The 19,383-nt window shown below is 60.4% G+C and carries 16 protein-coding genes and 1 riboswitch; of the genes, 9 read left to right on the top strand and 7 right to left on the bottom strand.

Annotated features, from left to right (window positions below):
* Nucleotides 1-16: 16 nt before the first annotated feature.
* From norV to tehB, 3 genes are all read left to right on the top strand, one after another.
* On the top strand, nt 17-1,423 hold the full coding sequence (gene norV, locus ABUK12_RS19885) for an anaerobic nitric oxide reductase flavorubredoxin (protein ID WP_410013427.1): 1,407 nt from the start codon (nt 17-19) through the stop codon (nt 1,421-1,423).
* Nucleotides 1,424-1,432: 9 nt separating this feature from the next.
* The gene (gene norW, locus ABUK12_RS19880) at nt 1,433-2,569 is read left to right on the top strand and encodes an NADH:flavorubredoxin reductase NorW (RefSeq protein WP_410013426.1); all 1,137 of its coding nucleotides are present in this window, start codon (nt 1,433-1,435) and stop codon (nt 2,567-2,569) included.
* Nucleotides 2,570-2,685: 116 nt separating this feature from the next.
* Nucleotides 2,686-3,549, top strand: a complete 864-nt coding sequence (gene tehB / locus ABUK12_RS19875) for an SAM-dependent methyltransferase TehB (RefSeq protein ID WP_410013425.1) — start codon at nt 2,686-2,688, stop codon at nt 3,547-3,549.
* A 214-nt stretch (nt 3,550-3,763) separates the two neighbouring features.
* Here tehB and ribB read toward each other — a convergent pair whose 3' ends face one another.
* Nucleotides 3,764-4,417, bottom strand: a complete 654-nt coding sequence (ribB, locus tag ABUK12_RS19870) for a 3,4-dihydroxy-2-butanone-4-phosphate synthase (protein ID WP_410013424.1) — start codon at nt 4,415-4,417, stop codon at nt 3,764-3,766.
* A gap of 109 nt (nt 4,418-4,526) precedes the next feature.
* Nucleotides 4,527-4,702: riboswitch (FMN riboswitch) on the bottom strand.
* A gap of 129 nt (nt 4,703-4,831) precedes the next feature.
* On the opposite strand from ribB, the gene ubiK reads away from it, so the two are divergent.
* The gene (ubiK, locus tag ABUK12_RS19865) at nt 4,832-5,233 is read left to right on the top strand and encodes a ubiquinone biosynthesis accessory factor UbiK (protein WP_410013423.1); all 402 of its coding nucleotides are present in this window, start codon (nt 4,832-4,834) and stop codon (nt 5,231-5,233) included.
* Nucleotides 5,234-5,318: 85 nt separating this feature from the next.
* Here ubiK and hldE read toward each other — a convergent pair whose 3' ends face one another.
* The 3 genes from hldE to ABUK12_RS19850 all read right to left on the bottom strand — a co-directional run bounded on the left by hldE (nt 5,319) and on the right by ABUK12_RS19850 (nt 11,074).
* On the bottom strand, nt 5,319-6,752 hold the full coding sequence (gene hldE / locus ABUK12_RS19860; RefSeq protein WP_410013422.1) for a bifunctional D-glycero-beta-D-manno-heptose-7-phosphate kinase/D-glycero-beta-D-manno-heptose 1-phosphate adenylyltransferase HldE: 1,434 nt from the start codon (nt 6,750-6,752) through the stop codon (nt 5,319-5,321).
* Nucleotides 6,753-6,856: 104 nt separating this feature from the next.
* Nucleotides 6,857-9,721 (bottom strand): bifunctional [glutamate--ammonia ligase]-adenylyl-L-tyrosine phosphorylase/[glutamate--ammonia-ligase] adenylyltransferase, encoded by a 2,865-nt coding sequence (gene glnE / locus ABUK12_RS19855; RefSeq protein ID WP_410013421.1) that lies wholly within the window; start codon nt 9,719-9,721, stop codon nt 6,857-6,859.
* 45 nt (nt 9,722-9,766) lie between these two features.
* On the bottom strand, nt 9,767-11,074 hold the full coding sequence (locus ABUK12_RS19850) for an inorganic triphosphatase (RefSeq protein ID WP_410013420.1): 1,308 nt from the start codon (nt 11,072-11,074) through the stop codon (nt 9,767-9,769).
* A gap of 418 nt (nt 11,075-11,492) precedes the next feature.
* Between ABUK12_RS19850 and ABUK12_RS19845 the strand changes: the two genes are divergently transcribed.
* Complete coding sequence (locus ABUK12_RS19845) at nt 11,493-12,113, top strand: TIGR04211 family SH3 domain-containing protein (RefSeq protein WP_410013419.1); 621 nt, start codon at nt 11,493-11,495, stop codon at nt 12,111-12,113.
* A gap of 157 nt (nt 12,114-12,270) precedes the next feature.
* On the top strand, nt 12,271-13,524 hold the full coding sequence (locus ABUK12_RS19840) for a multifunctional CCA addition/repair protein (protein ID WP_410013418.1): 1,254 nt from the start codon (nt 12,271-12,273) through the stop codon (nt 13,522-13,524).
* Between the two features lie 108 nt (nt 13,525-13,632).
* Here ABUK12_RS19840 and bacA read toward each other — a convergent pair whose 3' ends face one another.
* A complete protein-coding gene (bacA, locus tag ABUK12_RS19835; RefSeq protein ID WP_410013417.1) occupies nt 13,633-14,451 on the bottom strand; it encodes an undecaprenyl-diphosphate phosphatase in 819 nt (272 codons plus the stop codon).
* A gap of 144 nt (nt 14,452-14,595) precedes the next feature.
* On the bottom strand, nt 14,596-14,955 hold the full coding sequence (gene folB / locus ABUK12_RS19830) for a bifunctional dihydroneopterin aldolase/7,8-dihydroneopterin epimerase (RefSeq protein WP_410013416.1): 360 nt from the start codon (nt 14,953-14,955) through the stop codon (nt 14,596-14,598).
* A gap of 105 nt (nt 14,956-15,060) precedes the next feature.
* On the opposite strand from folB, the gene plsY reads away from it, so the two are divergent.
* Nucleotides 15,061-15,756 carry a glycerol-3-phosphate 1-O-acyltransferase PlsY gene (gene plsY / locus ABUK12_RS19825; RefSeq protein WP_410013415.1) on the top strand — a complete coding sequence of 232 codons (696 nt, stop codon included), beginning with the start codon at nt 15,061-15,063 and terminating at the stop codon, nt 15,754-15,756.
* An 11-nt stretch (nt 15,757-15,767) separates the two neighbouring features.
* On the opposite strand, the gene tsaD is transcribed toward plsY, so the two are convergent.
* Nucleotides 15,768-16,781, bottom strand: a complete 1,014-nt coding sequence (tsaD, locus tag ABUK12_RS19820; protein WP_410013414.1) for a tRNA (adenosine(37)-N6)-threonylcarbamoyltransferase complex transferase subunit TsaD — start codon at nt 16,779-16,781, stop codon at nt 15,768-15,770.
* Between the two features lie 450 nt (nt 16,782-17,231).
* Here tsaD and rpsU point away from each other — a divergent pair, with 450 nt between their 5' ends.
* A complete protein-coding gene (rpsU, locus tag ABUK12_RS19815; protein WP_001144069.1) occupies nt 17,232-17,447 on the top strand; it encodes a 30S ribosomal protein S21 in 216 nt (71 codons plus the stop codon).
* Nucleotides 17,448-17,571: 124 nt separating this feature from the next.
* On the top strand, nt 17,572-19,320 hold the full coding sequence (dnaG, locus tag ABUK12_RS19810; RefSeq protein WP_410013413.1) for a DNA primase: 1,749 nt from the start codon (nt 17,572-17,574) through the stop codon (nt 19,318-19,320).
* Nucleotides 19,321-19,383 lie beyond the last annotated feature (63 nt).

Below are 19,383 nucleotides of genomic sequence, written 5' to 3'. Positions count from 1 at the left end.
ACCATGAGGTTTTATCATGACGGTACAGGTCAAAAACACTATTCATTGGGTGGGACAACGGGATTGGGAAGTACGCGATTTCCACGGCACCGAGTATAAAACACTTAAAGGCAGCAGCTATAACAGCTATCTGATCCGTGAAGAAAAAACGGTATTGATTGATACCGTGGACTATAAGTTCAGCCGTGATTTCCTGCAAAACCTCGAGGCGGAAATCGATCTCGCCACCATAGATTATATTATCATCAACCACGCCGAGGAGGATCACGCGGGGGCCCTCACCGCGCTGATGGCGCGTATCCCGCATACGCCGATTTATTGCACCACCAACGCCATTGACTCCATTAACGGCCACCACCATCACCCGGAATGGAACTTTCGCACGGTTAAAACCGGCGACAGCCTGGATATCGGCAACGGCAAGCAGCTGATCTTTATCGAGACGCCGATGCTGCACTGGCCCGACAGCATGATGACCTATCTCAGCGGCGATGCGGTGCTGTTCAGCAACGACGCTTTCGGCCAGCATTATTGCGACGAGCATCTGTTTAACGACGAAGTGGACCAGAATGAACTGTTTGAGCAATGCCAGCGTTACTACGCCAATATCCTGACGCCGTTCAGCCGGCTGGTCACCGCCAAGATCAATGAAATCCTGGGCTTTAACCTGCCCCTGTCGATGATCGCCACGTCCCATGGCGTGGTGTGGCGCGACAATCCGACGCAGATCGTCGCTAAATATCTGCAGTGGGCCGACAGCTACCAGGAGGACCGTATTACCTTGTTTTACGACACCATGTCGAACAACACCCGCATGATGGCGGATGCCATTGCCCAGGGGATTACTGAAACCGATCCCGGCGTGGCGGTAAAAATCTTTAACGTCGCCCGCCATGATAAAAACGAAATCCTGACCCAGGTTTTCCGCTCCAAAGGGGTGTTGGCCGGCTCCTCCACGATGAATAACGTCATGATGCCCAAGGTAGCGGCGCTGCTCGAAGAACTGGCGGGACTGCGCTTTCGCGATAAAAAGGCCTCGGCCTTCGGCAGCTACGGCTGGAACGGCGGCGCGGTGGACCGGGTGCAGACGCGGCTGATGGACGCCGGGTTCGAAACCTCCCTGCCCCTGAAGACTAAATGGCGACCGGACGGCGCGGCATTGAACCTCTGCCGCGAGCACGGCAGGGAAATTGCCCGCCAGTGGGCGCTGCATCCTTTGGATGAGCAGGTCGCGGTTGCCCCCGCCCCCGCCGCCGCGGACACCGTCAGGATGCAATGCAGCGTGTGCCAATGGATTTACGACCCCGCCCTGGGCGAACCGATGCAGGAAGTGGCGCCCGGTACCGGTTGGCCGCAGGTGCCGGAGACCTTTTTATGCCCGGAATGCGGTCTTGGCAAAGACGTCTTTGACGCGTTGAAATAAGGCGATGAGATGAACGAAGGCATTGTTATTATCGGCTCCGGCTTTGCCGCCCGGCAGTTGATCAAGAACCTGCGCAAGCTCGATGACGGCGTGCCGATCCGGCTTATCGCCGACGACAGCTGCGATGAATACCACAAGCCGGAGCTAAGCCATGTGTTCAGCCAGCGGCAACGCGCGGACGACCTGACCCGGATGACCGCCGGGGACTTTGCCGAACAGTTCCGGCTGACGCTGCACCGTCATTCACGGGCGCAGCGTATCGATGCCGCGGCGCGGCGGGTCTATTGCAGCGACGGCGAATATGGCTACCGTCAGTTGATCCTGGCCACCGGCGCGCAGGCCGTTATCCCGGCGATTGAAGGCCGGGAACTGATGCTGACGCTCAATAGCCAGCAACAGTACCGCCGGATAGAAGACCAGCTGCGGCAGGCGCGGCGGGTCCTGTTATTGGGCGCCGGCCTTATCGGCACTGAACTTGCCATGGACCTGACCCGGGCGGGCAAACAGGTGATCCTCCTCGATCAGGCGGCCAGCATCCTGGCGTCCCTGATGCCGGCTGAAGTCAGCGCGCGTCTCCAGCATCGCCTGGTCCGGCAGGGGGTGGAGCTGATCCTTAACACCCGACTGCTGAGCCTGTGTCAGACCGCGACCGGCATCGCCGCCGCCCTGCCGCGCGGCCGTCTGCTGGAAGTGGATGCCGCCATTGCCGCCATCGGGCTAAAGCCCGACACCGCGCTGGCCTTATCGGCCGGTCTGGATACCGGCAGGGGTATCCGGGTTAACGACAGATTGCGCACCTCGGATCCCGCCATCTATGCGCTGGGCGATTGCGCGGAAATCAACGGCGCGCTGATGCCTTTTTTACAACCGATACAGCTCAGCGCCGCGGTGTTGGCTAAAAATCTGTTGGGCGGTAACGACAGCCTGTTACTGCCGCCGATGCTGGTAAAGGTGAAAACGCCCGATATGCCGCTGCACCTGGCGGGCCAAACGCAGCGCACGGATTTACACTGGCAGATCAACTTTGACACCCAGGGTATACTGGCGCAGGGTTGGGATGAACAACGGCGGCTGTGCGCCTTTGTCGCGGGAGAAGCGCGGATGAAGGAGGCGTTTTTACTGCTGCGCCAGTTGGCGCCATGCTGAACGCGTCCTCACGGCCGGCGGCCCGGCGGTAGCCGCCCGGTCGGTATTGACCCGCCATCCCCGGCATTATGTTGATAAATTGACGATGGCCGTTGCCCCCAACGGCGGAGAACGATATGCAAGATTTGATGTGTTATAAAACCCTGCCCGAATGGGATAGCCAGACGCTGCCGGAGGCCTTCCGCCAGCGGCACAATACCCAGGAGGGCGTATGGGCGAAACTCACTGTACTGCAGGGCACGCTGTCCTTTGCGTTTTTAAGCGAAAACGATGAGGTGCTGGAATCCCACGCGTTTACGCGCGACAACCCGCCGCCCCTGGTGGAGCCGCAGCGCTGGCACCGTATTGTCGCCAGCTCGGCGGATATGCGTTGCCAACTGGCCTTTTACTGCCGGCCGGAGGATTATTATCATCTTAAGCACGGCATGACGCGCACGCATTCCGAGGTGATTAACGCCGCCGCATACGCGGCGCCGGGCAAAGCGCTGGATCTGGGCTGCGGCGCGGGCCGTAATGCGCTGTATCTGAACCTGCTGGGGTTTGATGTCACGGCGTATGATAAAAGCCAGCAAAGCATCGATGCCCTGAATACCCTTATCGCGATCGAGCAACGCGATCATATCTCAGCCGGCGTTTATGATATCAACGAACAGCTGATAAACGGCCGGTACGACTTTATTCTCTCGACCGTGGTGCTGATGTTTTTACAGGCCGACCGGATCGAGCGCGTTATCCGCAATATGCAGCAAAGCACCAACGACGGCGGGCTGAATCTTATTGTCGCCGCCATGTCCACCGAGGATTGTCCCTGCCCGCTGCCGTTTCCGTTTACTTTCAGCGCCGGGGAACTGTCCGGGTATTATCGCGATTGGGAAATAATAAAATATAACGAGGATAGGGGAGAACTGCATAAAACCGACGCCGAAGGCAACCGCATTAAGCTGCGTTTTGCCACGCTGCTGGCGCGCAAGCGGCCCTGACAGAACCGGGAAAGCAACCGGGCGCCCCCGGCGGCCGGGGCTTCCCGGCACAGCGGCATCGCCAGTACATACGGACGTTTCAGGGCAGAATGCGCGCGGCGAACCTGCTACCCGCGGGGCCAGCGCCGCCTGGTCCCTTCTGCATGCCCGCACGGCGCCGGGCTATTATCCCGGCCCGGCGAAAGCTGCGGCCGCGGGCGACGGCAGCCGCGCGTCAGCTGGCCTGACGTGCCAACGAGCGGCGGTAGTCCACCAGATCTTCGATGGTGACCACCGGCATATCATACTTTTTGCCGAACGCGATGATTTCCGGAGCATGGGCCATGCTGCCGTCCTCATTGGTGACTTCGCACAGCACGCCCATCGGCTTGAGGCCGGCCAGGGTGGTCAGGTCGATGCTGGCCTCGGTATGGCCGCCGCGGGTGAGCACGCCGCCCGGCTGGGCGCGCAGCGGGAACACGTGGCCGGGACGATTGAGATCGCTGGGCTTGGCGTTGTCTTTGATGGCGGCGCGGATGGTGGTCAGGCGGTCGGCGGCGGAAACGCCGGTGGTGACGCCTTCCGCGGCTTCGATGGTGACGGTAAACGCCGTCTGGTAGTGGCTGGAGTTGTGTTCCACCATCATCGGCAGATCCAGCTGCCGGCGGCGCTCCTCGGTCAGGCACAGGCAAACAATACCGCTGCCGTGGCGGATGGCCAGGGCCATCTGTTCAACCGTCATGCTTTCGGCGGCAAAAATCATGTCGCCTTCGTTTTCACGATCTTCATTGTCCAGCACCAGCACACCGCGACCATGGCGCAATGCGTTAAGTGCGTTTTCCACGCGTTCTGTCGGCGTACCGAACTCGGAAAGAAGCGTCTGATTCATGGTAAAAAAAACCTCATAAAGTATATGGATTACCAGAACCAGGGCAGACTTAGGAGTAGCCTTAACAGGCTAAAAGATAACGAGAATGAGCTGGCAGCTCATTGTTGGCCGTTACTCTCTCCCATCCGGACTATAACCGTCGGCCCCGGAATTACACCGGGTCTGCTGACCTCAAATCCTACGGCAATCTGAGCGCTCGCGGGCTTCCTGTGCAATAATCGTCAATAGCAATTAGCGCACGGGTTTACCGCCGGTGGGGAGTTTCGCCCCGCCCTGAGAATAAGCGGAATTACTATAACGCCATTGGATTATCGGAGCAATTAGCAAACGAATAATTTCTGGCGGCTCTTTTAGTTTCTTCTCGGCTGATCTGGCATTACACTTAACCAAAACTAACGCGTTAGGGAACTACAGATGATAGACACCAAAAAAATCGAACAGCTTGCCCGTCAGATCCATGAGTCCCTGCCAAAAGGCATCCGCGATCTGGGCGATGACGTGGATAAAAAAATCCGCCAGGTGTTGCAAAGCCAGTTCAGCCGGATGGATTTAATCAGCCGCGAGGAATTTGACGTGCAGACCCAGGTATTGCTGCGCACCCGGGAAAAGCTGAACCAGCTGGAACTGCGCCTCAATGCGCTGGAAACCATGCCGAACAGCGGCGGCGCCTCGACGGTGGCCGGCGCCACATCACCTGTAACCCCGGGCGCCGCCGTATCGGCCCCGGCCGCCGCGCCGGCAAGCGATGAACCGCCGGCCGAAACGCAGGCTGGAAGCATCGCCGCAGACATTAAGGACGCAGGCAAGAAGCCGTAGGCCGCCGCAAAATATCGGGCGGCCGCGGACACGTTATCCGCCGGGAAAAGCGGGGGGCAACGGCGCCGTCGCGGCGCCCTTGCCTTTAACCGCGTTTGCCGGTTTTGATGGCGTTAATGATATTGGTGGTGGAGCAGCCGTCTTCAAAGTTGAGCACCCTGACGTCGCCGCCGTTGGCCCACACTTCCTTACTGCCGGCAATCTGTTCGGGCCGGTAATCGCCCCCCTTCACCAGCACATCGGGCAATATCTTGGCGATCAGCCGCTGCGGGGTATCCTCGTCAAAGGCCACCACCCAATCCACGGCGCCCAGCGCGCCCAGGACTACCATGCGCTGCGCCAGCGGATTGACCGGCCGGGACTCGCCCTTCAGGCGCCGGGTCGAGTCATCGCTGTTTACCGCCACGATCAGCCGGTCGCCCAGCCGCCGGGCGTTGGCCAGATAGGTCACATGCCCGGCGTGCAGGATATCGAAGATGCCGTTGGTCATGACAACCTTTTCGCCGCGCTGGCGCGCCTGCGCCACCGCCTGCTCAAGCTCGGCCTCGGTCATGACGCCGAAACCGGCGTCGCCACGCCCGTGAATGGCGTTTTCCAGCTCGATGGGACTGACGGTGGACGTGCCCAGCTTGCCGACCACCACGCCGGCGGCGGCATTGGCCAGGAAACAGCACTCTTCCAGCGGATTTCCGGCCGCCAGGGCCGCTGCCAGCACGCCGATCACCGTATCGCCGGCGCCGGTGACGTCATAGACTTCCTGCGCCTGCGTCGGCAGGTTCAGCGGCGGCTTGCCGGGTTGCAGCAGCGTCATGCCCTGTTCGGAACGGGTAATCAGCAATGCCGACAGGCCGTAATCGGCAATCATCTTCATGCCGCGGGCGACCAGATCGGCTTCGTCGGCGCTACGGCCGGCCACCGCCTCGAACTCGGATAAGTTCGGCGTCAGCATGGTGGCGCCGCGATAACGGGCGAAATCGGTGCCTTTGGGATCGACCAGTACCGGCACCCCGGCGGCGCGCGCCAGCTGGATCATATCCTGCACGCGGGCCAGCGCGCCTTTGGCGTAATCCGACAATACCATCGCGCCGGCGGCGGGCAACGCCGTCTTGATGCGCTCCAGCAGCGGTCCGGCGTCCACGCCGTCAAAGCCTTGCTCAAAGTCCAGGCGCAGCAGCTGTTGGTTACGCGACAGCACCCGCAGTTTGGTAATGGTGGGATGGGTGGACACCGCCACGAAATCACAGGTCACGCTGACGCCGTTGAGCCGCTCGCCCAGGGCGCGGGCGGCATCGTCGACGCCGGTAAGGCCGACCAGGCGCGAACCCGCGCCCAGCGCGGCGATATTCATCGCCACGTTGGCGGCGCCGCCGGGGCGCTCCTCGATGGTATCGACTTTGACTACCGGCACCGGGGCTTCCGGTGAGATACGGCTGGTTGGGCCGGACCAGTAACGGTCCAGCATGACATCACCCACCACCAGCACGCCCGCCCGGCGAAAATCAGGCAACGTAACTTTCATCCACTCGCTCCAGACTTAACGATTTTATTGCGCGGGATTCTAGCATAGGCTGCGGCAATTCTCTCCCACCCCCGATAGTGGAACGCATTTTCCCGCCCTTGCCCTCAGTCGAGCCATTTTTTCCAGTAGGCGGTAATCAGCGCGCGTTCGGTTTGAAACCGATGGCTATCCACGCGCCCCGGCAGGTCCTGCAGCGCCAGATGATGGATTTCGTCGCGCAGGGTGGTATAGGCGTCGCTTAATCGCGCGGCGTCGTCCGGGCTGATGATCCCGTGGCGCGCCATCAGCGCGAAAATGCGCACATTATCGGACCAGCGCGTCAGTTCCGGGATGGCGCAGGCATAACGCAGCACCAGGTACTGCGCCAGAAATTCAATATCGGTGATGCCGCCTTCGTCGGCCTTGATATCAAACTGTTCGCCGTTTTTACCGGCCAGGTGCCGGCGCATTTTGGCGCGCATCTCGCTGACGTCCGCGCGCAAGGCCGCCGGATCGCGCTCCCGGCACAGCACCTCGCGGCGGATGGCGGTAAAACGCGCCCGCAGCGCGTCGTCGCCATATACCTGGCGCGCCCTGACCAGCGCCTGGTGCTCCCAGGTCCAGGCCTCATGCAACTGGTAGTCCGCAAAAGCGTCCAGGGTGCTGACCAGCATACCGGCCGCGCCGGAGGGACGCAGGCGCGGGTCGACTTCATACAGCACGCCCGCGGGCGTGCGGGTGCTGAATAAATGCATGATCCGCTGCGCCAGGCGCAGGTAGAACTGGCGGCCGTCAATACTGCGCTCGCCGTCGGTCATCACCTCCGCCGGACAATCATGTAAAAACACCACATCCAGATCCGAGCCGTACCCCAGCTCCCAGCCGCCCAGCTTGCCATAGCCGATTACCGCGAATCCCTGGCCGCCCTGCTCGCCCAGATGGGCGGGACGGCCGTAACGCGCCACCATGGTCTTCCAGGCTTGCTGGAGCACGGCGGCAATCATGGCCTCGGCCAGATAGGTCAGGTGATCGCTGACCCGCATGACCGGCAGCACGCCGGTAATATCGCTGGCGGCAATGCGCAGTTGCTGCGCCTGCTTAAACTGGCGCATGGCGTCGAGCTGCTGCTCTTCGTCCTCCTCCGGCACCCGCAGTAAATACTGACGCAGTTCATCACCGTAAGCTTCAGGCGCCAGGGGATGGTAGAGCGTGGCCGGATCCAGCAGTTCATCCAGCAACAGCGGATGGCGGGCCAGTTGGGTGGCGATCATCGCCGAGGCGGCACACAGACGGATCAGGTGGGTCAACGCCCCCGGATACTCCACCAGCAGTTCCAGGTAAGTGGTGCGGGACACGATGCTCAGCAGCATCGGCGCCAGCCGTCCGAAGACATCGTCGGCGGCCGGCTGCGGACAGATTTGCGCCAGCAGCCGCGGCATCAGTTGATCGAGCACCTCGCGCCCGCGCGGGCCGATGGTACGTTTCGCTATGTCGCGCCGTAATTCCACCAAGCGGGCCAGAAGGCGCCCGCGCCCGGCCTCATCCAGCTGCGGCGCCAGAAGTCCGGCATCCTGCTCCGGCGCGTCGTCAAACCACAGCGCGCCATAGCGGTCGAAATCCACCGGGTCCGCCGGATCGGGCGCGTCGTCGCCGATAAGCATATCAAAGATTAACCGCACCCGCCGCATATGGCCGGACAGCGCGTCCTCAAGGGCCGGCCAGTCGGCCACCGCCATGCCGTAGGCCAGGCGGGCGCGGTTGAGCGCATCGGCCGGCAGGGTCTGGGTTTGTTCATCGTTGATGGCCTGCAGCAGGTTTTCCAGCCGGCGCAGGTAGAGATAGGCCTGGCTTAATTGTTCGGTCTGGCCGGTGGTCAGCAGGCCAAGCTCGCCGACCGCGCTCAGGGTAGGCAACAGCGAGCGCTGCTGCAGACGGGGTTCCCGGCCGCCGCGGATCAGCTGGAATACCTGGGTAATGAATTCTATTTCCCGAATGCCGCCGGCGCCCAGCTTGATATTGTCTTTTAGTCCCCGGCGCCGCACTTCGCGGGCAATCATGATTTTCATATTGCGCAGGGATTGGATCACGCTGAAATCGATATAGCGCCGGAACACAAAAGGACGCAGCAGGCTTCGCAGTTCCTGGCAGTAGGCGTCGTCACCGTCGCCCATCAGCCGGGCCTTGACCATGGCGTACCGCTCCCAGTCACGCCCCTGTTCCTGGTAATAATCCTCCAAGGCGGCAAAACTCAGCACCAGCGGCCCGCTGTCGCCAAACGGCCGCAGGCGCATATCCACCCGGTAGACAAATCCGTCGGCGGTCGGCTGATCGAGGACTTTGATAAGCCGCTGCCCCAGGCGGGTAAAAAACAGCGCGTTGTCCAGCTCGCGCCGCCCGCCCCGGGTCTGGCCGTTTTCCGGATAGGCGAAAATCAAATCGATATCGGAAGAGAAATTCAGCTCGCCGCCGCCGAGCTTGCCCATACCCAACACCAGCAGCGGCTGCGCGGCGCCGTGCGCATTAGACGGCGTGCCCCACTCACGGCAGCACACCTGGTATAGCCAGTCGCGCGCCGCAATAATCAGCGTTTCGGCAAGCTGGCTGAGCTGGATCAGGGTATCGGTGGTCGCGCAGGCATCCAGCGCCTGCGCCCAGGCAATACGCACCAGGGCGCGGCGGCGGAACAGGCGCAGCTCACGCATCAGCGCCGCCTCGTCCTGCACCTGCGCCAGCCGCGCCTGGAGCGACGAGGCATAACCGCGCCACTCGTCCGCGCGGGGCGGATCGCGGTGCAATTCCTCCAGCCAGTCCGGCCGGGCAATCAGCGCTTCGCTGATAAAATCACTTAACGCCAGCGCGACGGCGGTGTTTTCGTCCACCACAGCAGACCCGGCGGCCGCCTCCCCGTCCGCCGGGCGGGCGGGCATCAGCCGGGCGGCCATCGCCTGCGCCTGGCGATCCAGCAGGGGCGGAAGAGGCAATTTCATCATCGATCTCCTGGGGATGTCACGGGCAACGCTGCGGCCCCGCGGGGCTTAGCGGTTATTGACGCTGCGCCAAAAACTCGGCTGGGTCAGCGCCTGGCGCCGCATATGCTCCAGATTGTTGGTGCCGGGCAGGATAATCGCCTGCTGCAGCGCCTGCCAGTGTAAAATATAAGATAAAACCTTCTTGACCGGATAGGCGCCCGACAGCAGATGGAAAGCCATGATCCGCCGCTCCAGCCGCGGCAGCTGCTGCTGGTATTCCTCGTGGGACATCACGCGGCCGAACGCCACTTTTAACTCGGCGGCGCAGCGCGACAGCATGATATCGGCAAAACGCTTAAAGGAGCCGTCCAGTTTCCGGCGCGCCTTATCATCGAGACTGTCCCGCCAGCCGGCGAGAATCAGCCAACGGGTCAATGCCAGCTTACATTGCAGGTAAGCGGCGTCATAGCACAACCGCCGGGGATCGCTGTCCGGCGGTTGCAGCCGGTCGGTCACCTCCGCCAACCGGGCGCGCAGCTCGTTGGTGGCCTTGCGCGGGATCATATTGCCCATCACCACAAAGGTTTCCCGGATCAGCATAATGGCGGACAGGATGCTTTCCCGCGCCAGCGGAATGCCCTGCAGCCACAGTTCCTCATGGTATTGCCAATGGGCCAGCGCCAGGGACAGCGCCTCGCTCAACCCCTGCTCCACCGTCGCCTTGGGCGCGGGACGCAGCAACGGCAGGGCGCGGATTTCACGCGGCTCATTGCCCGCGGCCAGATGATAGCCGCGCGCGGCCTTGCTCAGGCTGCCCTGGCGCAGGCCGCCGTCGGCGCAAAGCGTGCCGGCCAGCGCCAGTAGGTCCGCGACGTTGCCGTGCATGATTTCCAGTTCCAGTTCGCAAATGGCCTCGCTCAGCTCACCCGCCACCACTTCGCCCTGATCAAACGCCACTTCTATCTCGCTGTCACCGTAGGTTATCAACCACTTTTCACGCAGATAATCGGTACGAAACAGGGGTTGCAAGCGCTGCTGCAACGTCGCCACATCCATGTCCGGCGGCCAGATGTCGGCGGGCAACAGCGTAATATCGATATCGGGGCCGGGCAGTGGAATATTATATTCCGGGTGCTGGTGCAGGCCGCCGACGATGGTGCCGGCGGTTTTAGCCGTCATTTCGTAACGTTCGTTATTGCCGCGTACGCGTAAACCCACGCCGTGCCGGCGCAGGTCAAGCCCGACGGTGTCAAAATAGATGTTAATCAGGCGCTGCGCTGCCGTATGACTGCCTCCGCAGGCGGATACACGCTCCGCCATGGACGCCACCGCATCGGGATGAACGATAAATTTTATTTCTATTTCTTCACTCATAGCTTCGGTTACACCACTGGTTGCTCAACGAGCAGTTGCGGAACGACACCCGGCCCAGCGCCGTTTGTCACGGGAATGCCGCGCAGGTGTCGGGCTGAAGAATGTAATAATCGCCTTAATGCCGCTTATGGACAAGCACTGATATGATTTGAATGACAATTTATAACAAAAAATTAATGCGCTTAACGCGACATGCCGCCGTTTTTATCCATTACAACGTTAATCGGCGCCGTAACGGATAAATTACCCGTTCAAGAAGCGGGACATGGCCATTTAAATAACGCTATTGCGTCTTTCCTCCCCTGGCCGGGGCCTTGCGCAGCCTGATAGTAAGATAGTTCCCATTTCTGTTTAAGCATTGCGTCGTCAAACTGAACCCACTACTATCGACCCACATTTGCCTGAAAACGACGGAACTATGTACAAATTACGCCATATTTGCTTCGCGTTATTGAGTCTAGGCTTCGCCGCCAGCACTCATGCCGATGAGACGCGCTTTGTTTCCGATGAGCTCATCACCTATATTCACAGCGGGCCGGGCAACCAGTACCGGATCGTCGGCACGCTGAATTCCGGAGAAGAAGTCACGCTGCTGAGCGTCAGCGAAGGCAACAACTACGGCCAGATCAGGGATACCAAGGGCCGCACCGCCTGGATCCCGCTCGATCAGCTCAGCGACCAGCCCAGCCTGCGGGTCAAGGTGCCGGCGCTGGAGCAAAAGGTCCAGGACCTGACGCAAAAACTCAGCACCATCGACGCCAGCTGGAACCAACGCACCGCCGAAATGCAAAAGAAGGTCACCGAGAGCGACGGCAATATCCAGACCCTGCGCGACGAAAACCAAAGCCTGAAAGATCAGCTGGTGGTGGCCAGGAAAAAGGTGGATGCCGTGGCGGTACAGCTTGATGATAAACAGCGCGCCATTATCATGCAGTGGTTCCTGTACGGCGGCGGCGTGGCCGGCGTCGGCCTGGTGCTTGGCCTGGTGCTGCCCCATCTGATCCCGCGCCGTAAAAAAGACAATCGCTGGATGAACTGATCCCGCGGGTTTGCCTGTTGTCCTGGCGGTTTAACGTCGCCGCAATATTGCTGTTTACGCTAAGCGCGGTAAGCATGATAACGAAGAGGTAATCAGCGTTGCGGATGCGACTACACTTAACAGATGATGGCAGAACCGACATTGTCAGGAGTTCACAGTGAAAAAATATCTGGTCGGCGGCGCCGTCCGCGACGGATTATTGCAATTGCCGGTGCATGAGAAAGATTGGGTCATCGTGGGCGCCACTCCGGAGCAGCTGCTGGCGGAAGGCTATCAGCAGGTGGGCAAGGATTTCCCGGTATTCCTTCACCCGCGCACGCGCGAGGAGCATGCCCTGGCGCGTACCGAGCGCAAATCAGGATCAGGCTATACCGGCTTTACCGTCTATGCCGCGCCGGATGTCACGCTTGAGCAGGATCTGATGCGCCGGGATCTGACCATCAATGCCATCGCCCAGGATGAAGACGGCCGGCTGATTGATCCCTATCACGGCGTGGCCGATATCGAGCAGCGGCTGTTGCGCCATGTGTCGGACGCGTTCGGCGAAGATCCGCTGCGCGTACTGCGCGTGGCGCGTTTCGCGGCGCGTTTTGCCCATCTTAACTTTCGCATCGCCCCGGAAACCCTGGCGCTGATGCGGCAAATGGCCGAGGACGGCGAACTGCCGTCCATCTCGCCGGAACGGGTGTGGACCGAGACCGAAAAAGCGCTCGCCACCCGCAACCCCCAGGTCTATTTCCAGGCGCTGCGCGATTGCGGCGCCCTGGCGGCGCTGTTCCCGGAAATCGATCGCCTGTTCGGCGTGCCGGCGCCCGCCAAATGGCATCCGGAAATCGACACCGGCATCCATACGCTGATGACGCTCTCGATGGCGGCGCAGCTTACGCCCGACGTCGCCGTGCGTTTCGCCACGCTGTGCCATGATGTGGGCAAGGGGCTGACCCCGCGTAACCTCTGGCCTCATCATCACGGCCACGGCCCGGCCGGCGTCAAGCTGGTCGAGACCCTGTGCGCCCGCATGCGGGTGCCCAACCACATTCGCGATCTGGCAAAAATCGTCGCCGAATACCATGATTTGATCCATACCGTAGATCGCCTCACCCCCAGGACCCTGATGAAGCTGTTCAGCGCCATCGACGTCTGGCGCAAGCCGGAGCGCCTGGAGCAGATGATCATCACCAGCGAGTCCGACGCCCGGGGGCGCACCGGTTTTGAAAATAACCCTTATCCGCAGGGAGACTGCCTGCGCGAGGCATATCGAGCGGCGGCGGCGGTGACCAATCGCGAGGTGATCGAGGCGGGGTTTACCGGCGCGGAAATCGGCGAGGAGATCCGCCGGCGCCGGCTGCAAGCGCTGGCGGACTGGAAGCAACGCCAGGAACAATCGCGCGCGGAGACTCTGCAGGACTAGTCCTCCTCCCCGCAGCCAGCCTTATCCTGACGATAAACAACGCCCCGCCGGGCGCAAGACCGGCGGGGCGTTGTTTTGGCAAACGTTAGCGTAGCGGCGTCGCCGGCGCTACATCAGCACCCAGTACACCAGTCCCGCCAGGATAAAGCGGTAAATGGCGAAAGGCACAAACGAGATACGCTTGATGATCTGCAGGAACAGCTTGATGGCTACCAGCGCCACGACAAAGGCGGTGACAAACCCCACGGCAAACATCGGGAAATCATGCCAGGAAAGGAAAGGCAGGCTTTTATAGAGATCGAGGGCAGTCGCCCCCAGCATCATCGGCACCGCCAGGATAAATGAAAACTCCGACGCCGCATAACGGCTCACACCCACCAGCAGGCCGCCGCTGATGGTGGCGCCTGACCGGGAAAACCCCGGCCACAGCGCCAGGCACTGGAAACAGCCGATCAAAAAAGCCTGCAGGTAGGTGATATCATCAATGCCTGCGGCGCGTGGCACCTTCGGCTTCAGCCACTCGCCGGCCAGCAGCAGCACGCCGCCGACCACCAGGGCGAACATGACGTATTTCGCCTCGAACAGCCCTTTGATTTGTTCATGGAACACCAGGCCCATCACCACCGCCGGTATCATGCCCAGCAGGATATGCCCCAGACGCAGGCGCCCGGTGCCGATGCCCTCGTGCGGCACCCGGCCGAAATGAATACCGATCAGGCCGAACAGCCGGCGCCAGAACATCACCACCACCGCCAGGATCGACCCCAGCTGGATAATCACTTCAAAGGTTTTTGCCTTATCATCCGTAAAGCCCAGCAATGTGCCGACCAGAATCATATGCCCCGTCGAGGAGACCGGCAAAAATTCGGTTAACCCTTCCACCACCCCAAGAATAAAAGCAATAAATACATCAGGCAGTCCTGTCATACAAAACGTTCCCCTCAAGCAACCGACAACAAAAAAGCGGCGGTTTGACGTCAAACCCAGCCGCTAAAACAACCCGGAAAATGAGACAAACATACGGTAAAAAGGTTTCCGCTGCATGAATTTTAGATTAAGAGTCATAAACTTTCAGACTTTTCGGTTACCGCGCTCGATTATCACGCCAACGCTTTTCGCCTGCGGCACCGCGCCCGGCTTGCTGAGTTTAATGCGCACCCAGGGCAGGTTAAAACGCTGGCGCAGCAGCCCGGCCACGTCTTCGGCCACCCGCTCGACCAGCGCAAACTTATTGCCCGCGACAAACGACAGCACCGCTTCGCTGACATCGGCGTAGCTCAGGCAGTCGGCCACGTCGTCGCTGCGCGCCGCGGGTCCGTTATCCCACCCCATCTCGATATCAAACACCAGCTTTTGCAGCCGGGTCTGCTCCCAGTCATATACGCCGATAACCGTCATCACCGTCAGCTGTTCTATAAATACAATGTCCATGCGCCATACCCGCTTTTTGTGGATGTTGGATACCACTTCGAAAGGAATATGCGTATTATCCACACTCAGGCAAATAAAACGATGATTACGGGATGGAACTTGGTTATGAATGCTATCGCGATTGGCATGATAATCTTCGCCTATCTTTGCGGCTCGGTGTCCAGCGCGATACTGATATGCAAACTCGCCCGTCTGCCCGATCCCCGCACCCACGGCTCAGGTAACCCTGGCGCCACCAACGTGCTGCGTATCGGCGGCAGGACGGCGGCGGCGGGCGTTATGGTATTTGACGTACTCAAGGGCATGCTGCCGGTCTGGCTGGGCTACCATCTGGGGGTGCCGCCCTTCTATCTGGGGCTGATTGCCATCGCCGCCTGTATCGGACACATCTATCCGGTGTTCTTCCACTTCCAGGGCGGCAAAGGCGTCGCCACCGCGTTCGGCGCCATCGCGCCCATCGGCTGGGACCTGACCGGCCTGATGGCCGGCACCTGGCTGCTGACGGTACTGCTCAGCGGTTATTCGTCGCTGGGCGCCATTATCAGCGCGCTGATCGCGCCCTTTTACGTCTGGTGGTTTAAACCGCAGTTTACCTTCCCGGTGTCCATGCTGTCATGCCTGGTGCTGCTGCGCCACCACGACAATATCCAGCGCCTGTGGCGCGGCCAGGAAAGCCGTATCTGGCGCAAGCGGCAAAAAGACAAAGATATCGACCGCCAGGAAGGCGCGCCGGATAACAGGGACGCCGATCTGCGGGCCGGCACGCAAAACAACGCGCAGGACAGCCATAGGGACAGATAACGCCCCCTCCCTTATACCGGCGTCAGTTCGGCCAGAGGCCAGCGCGGCCGCACGGTAATGCCTAAATCCGCATGAGCGCCGTCTTGCAGGCGCACCATGCCCGCATAGGCGATCATCGCGCCGTTATCGGTGCAAAATTCCGGACGGGCGTAAAACACGTTGCCGCCGCGTTTTTGCATCATCTCCGCCAGACGCGCGCGCAGGGTTTGGTTGGCGCTGACGCCGCCCGCTATCACCAGCCGCGTCAGGCCGGTCTGATCCAGCGCGCGGCGGCATTTAATCGCCAGCGTATCCACCACCGCGTCCTCGAACGCCCGGGCAATGTCCGCCCGCGTCTGGTCGTCCTGCCCGTTGGCGCGAACGGTATTGGCGGCAAAGGTCTTCAGGCCGGAAAAACTGAAATCCAGCCCCGGACGGTCGGTCATCGGGCGCGGAAAGGTAAAACGCCCGGCCGTACCCTGGCGCGCCATTTTCGACAGCAGCGGGCCGCCGGGATAATCCAGTCCCAGCAGCTTGGCGGTTTTATCAAAAGCCTCGCCGGCCGCGTCGTCTATCGACTCGCCCAGCAGTTCATAGTGGCCGATGCCGGTCACGGCGATCAGCTGGGTATGGCCGCCCGACACCAGCAGCGCGGCGAAGGGAAACGCCGGCGGGTTATCTTCCAGCATCGGCGCCAGCAGATGGCCTTCCATATGATGCACCGCGATGGCCGGCACCTTCCAGGCATAGGCCAGGGCGCGTCCCACGGTGGCGCCCACCATCAGCGCGCCCACGAGGCCCGGGCCGGCGGTATAGGCCACGCCGTCGATATCCCGCCCCTCCAGCCCCGCCTCGCGCAGCGCGGCCTGGATCAGCGGCACGGTCTTGCGCACATGATCGCGCGAGGCCAGTTCGGGCACCACGCCGCCATAGTCGGCATGCAGCTTGACCTGACTGTAAAGCTGGTTGGCCAGCAGCCCCGACCGCTCGTCGTAAATCGCCACGCCGGTTTCGTCGCAGGACGTCTCAATACCTAAAACTCGCATAATTTTTCATCAACTCCACGTTGTGCGGCGCATAGTCTACCATATTCCGGCCCGCGGGCACCCGCCGGCGCGGTGCCGCGGCGCGTAAATTCGGTGTCTTTATTGCCCGGGCCATGATACAAGTATGCCCCTTGCGGATCGCGGGATCCGCGGGAAGATCCAGGATCGGCCGCTCAGGATCCCGGATCAACAGGCCAGGCCACTTAATTTCATGCTTTTTAATCGAGCACGCCAATCATGTGCAGCAAATTTGGCCGTTTTGCGCTATAATAAGTCCAAGAAATCATGAATGACGCGGCAAAGACCCACGCTGTTTGCCGGCCGGCCAGCAAGATCATTGGCCGTGGCGCTTTACAAAGCAGCCCTGGTTGAAGTAAAATTCCGCACCATTTTGAAACGGCTGACACAAGGTCAGCAGCAAAATCCGAATTCTATCGAGGTGAGAGTTACATGCCGGTAATTAAAGTACGTGAAAACGAGCCCTTCGACGTAGCACTGCGTCGCTTCAAACGTTCATGCGAAAAAGCAGGTGTCCTGGCCGAAGTTCGTCGTCGTGAGTTCTATGAAAAACCGACTACCGAACGTAAACGCGCCAAAGCATCCGCAGTAAAACGTCATGCAAAAAAATTGGCTCGCGAAAACGCACGCCGCACTCGTCTGTATTAATTTTTCGGGGTGAAAACCCCAACCGCGTGATTAATCCGCAGACTTAGCAGTTGCATACGAAGGCCGTGCGATCCGGAAGGATTGCGCGGCTTGTTCTCGTTTATAGGCTAACCAATCAGGGCTTATGGCTGGACGAATCCCACGCGTATTTATCAACGACTTGTTGGCTCGCACCGATATCATCGACCTGATCGACGCTCGGGTGAAGCTGAAAAAACAAGGCAAGAATTATCACGCTTGTTGTCCGTTTCACCATGAAAAAACCCCGTCGTTTACCGTCAATGGCGAGAAGCAGTTTTACCATTGTTTCGGATGCGGCGCCCATGGCAATGCCATCGATTTCCTGATGAATTACGACCGGCTTGAGTTTGTCGAATCCATCGAGGAACTCGCCACCATGCACGGCCTTGAAGTGCCGTCCGAGACGGGCGCCGGTCCCAACCAGCAGGAACGCCACCAGCGTCAGAGCCTCTACCAGGTGATGGAGAAGCTTAGCGACTACTATTTGCAGGCGCTGCAGCAGCCCGCCGCCGCGCCGGCGCACCAGTACCTGGACAAGCGGGGGCTGAGCGCGGAGATCATCAGCCATTTCGCCATCGGCTACGCGCCGCCCGGCTGGGACAACGTGTTGAAACGCTTTGGCCGCTCGGCGGACGATCGCACGGCATTGAACGATGCCGGAATGCTGGTGACTAACGATCAGGGACGGGTTTATGATCGCTTTCGCGAGCGCGTCATGTTCCCGATCCGCGACCGGCGCGGGCGGGTTATCGCCTTTGGCGGGCGCATCCTTGGCGACGGCCAGCCGAAGTACCTGAACTCGCCGGAAACCGAGATTTTTCATAAAGGCCGCCAGCTGTACGGGCTTTATGAAGCGCAGCAGAAGCACCCGGCACTGTCGCGCCTGCTGGTGGTGGAAGGCTATATGGACGTGGTGGCCCTGGCGCAGTTCGGCATTGATTATGCCGTCGCCTCGCTCGGCACCGCCACCACCGCCGAGCATATCCAGCTGCTCTACCGCGCCACGGATCAGGTCATCTGCTGCTACGACGGCGACCGCGCGGGCCGGGAAGCCGCCTGGCGCGCGCTGGAAACCGCCCTGCCCTATTTGAACGACGGGCGCCAGCTGCGGTTTATGTTCCTGCCGGACGGGGAAGATCCCGATACCCTGGTGCGCCAGATTGGCAAAGAGGCCTTTGAGCAGCGCATGGAACAGGCGCAGCCGCTATCGGTTTTTTTGTTCGAGACGCTGATGCCGCAGGTGGATTTAAGCAGCCCGGACGGCCGCGCCAAGCTCAGCACCCTGGCGCTGCCGCTGATAAGCCAGGTGCCCGGGGAAACGCTGCGCATGTACCTGCGCCAGCAATTGGGTAATAAATTGGGCATTTTGGACGATAACCAATTGGAAAAGCTGCTGCCGAAGCAGGCGGGCAATACAAATATTTCGCCGCAACCCCGGATAAAACGCACAACCATGCGTATACTTATAGGATTGCTGGTGCAAAACCCGCGCCTGTCGGCCCTTATCCCGTCCTTACAGGGATTGGAGCAGGCGAATCAACCGGGTGTGCCGCTGTTTATTGAATTAGTCCAGACCTGCCAGGCGCAGCCGGGCCTGACCACGGGGCAGCTGCTGGAGCTGTACCGGGATAATAAATCCAGCCCGCAGCTTGAAACGCTGGCGATTTGGAACCACATGATCATAGAGGATATGATCGAAGCGACGTTTGTCGATACCCTGACGAGCCTTTATGACTCCATACTGGAACAACGTCAGGAAGAACTGATAGCGCGCGATAGAACGCACGGATTGACGACCGAAGAACGAAAAGAGCTTTGGTCACTGAATATGGCTCTGGCCAAAAAGACATGAATGACACCGAGGCTTAATTGCCTATAAATGGCAGGGCAATGCCCTGTGCGATGCCGTATTGGG

The organism is Sodalis sp. C49, from assembly GCF_046352915.1.
In the GTDB taxonomy this organism is placed as follows: domain Bacteria; phylum Pseudomonadota; class Gammaproteobacteria; order Enterobacterales; family Enterobacteriaceae; genus Acerihabitans.
This window is presented reverse-complemented; position numbering and strand designations above follow the sequence as displayed.

Coding starts and splice junctions, on each gene's coding strand:
- glnE (WP_410013421.1), bottom strand. CDS start 9,721: ATGATGAAATTGCCTCTTCCGCCCCTGCTGGATCGCCAGGCGCAGGCG.
- tehB (WP_410013425.1), top strand. CDS start 2,686: ATGCAAGATTTGATGTGTTATAAAACCCTGCCCGAATGGGATAGCCAG.
- dnaG (WP_410013413.1), top strand. CDS start 17,572: ATGGCTGGACGAATCCCACGCGTATTTATCAACGACTTGTTGGCTCGC.
- ribB (WP_410013424.1), bottom strand. CDS start 4,417: ATGAATCAGACGCTTCTTTCCGAGTTCGGTACGCCGACAGAACGCGTG.
- norW (WP_410013426.1), top strand. CDS start 1,433: ATGAACGAAGGCATTGTTATTATCGGCTCCGGCTTTGCCGCCCGGCAG.
- bacA (WP_410013417.1), bottom strand. CDS start 14,451: ATGACAGGACTGCCTGATGTATTTATTGCTTTTATTCTTGGGGTGGTG.
- folB (WP_410013416.1), bottom strand. CDS start 14,955: ATGGACATTGTATTTATAGAACAGCTGACGGTGATGACGGTTATCGGC.
- rpsU (WP_001144069.1), top strand. CDS start 17,232: ATGCCGGTAATTAAAGTACGTGAAAACGAGCCCTTCGACGTAGCACTG.
- ubiK (WP_410013423.1), top strand. CDS start 4,832: ATGATAGACACCAAAAAAATCGAACAGCTTGCCCGTCAGATCCATGAG.
- hldE (WP_410013422.1), bottom strand. CDS start 6,752: ATGAAAGTTACGTTGCCTGATTTTCGCCGGGCGGGCGTGCTGGTGGTG.
- norV (WP_410013427.1), top strand. CDS start 17: ATGACGGTACAGGTCAAAAACACTATTCATTGGGTGGGACAACGGGAT.
- ABUK12_RS19850 (WP_410013420.1), bottom strand. CDS start 11,074: ATGAGTGAAGAAATAGAAATAAAATTTATCGTTCATCCCGATGCGGTG.
- plsY (WP_410013415.1), top strand. CDS start 15,061: ATGAATGCTATCGCGATTGGCATGATAATCTTCGCCTATCTTTGCGGC.
- tsaD (WP_410013414.1), bottom strand. CDS start 16,781: ATGCGAGTTTTAGGTATTGAGACGTCCTGCGACGAAACCGGCGTGGCG.
- ABUK12_RS19845 (WP_410013419.1), top strand. CDS start 11,493: ATGTACAAATTACGCCATATTTGCTTCGCGTTATTGAGTCTAGGCTTC.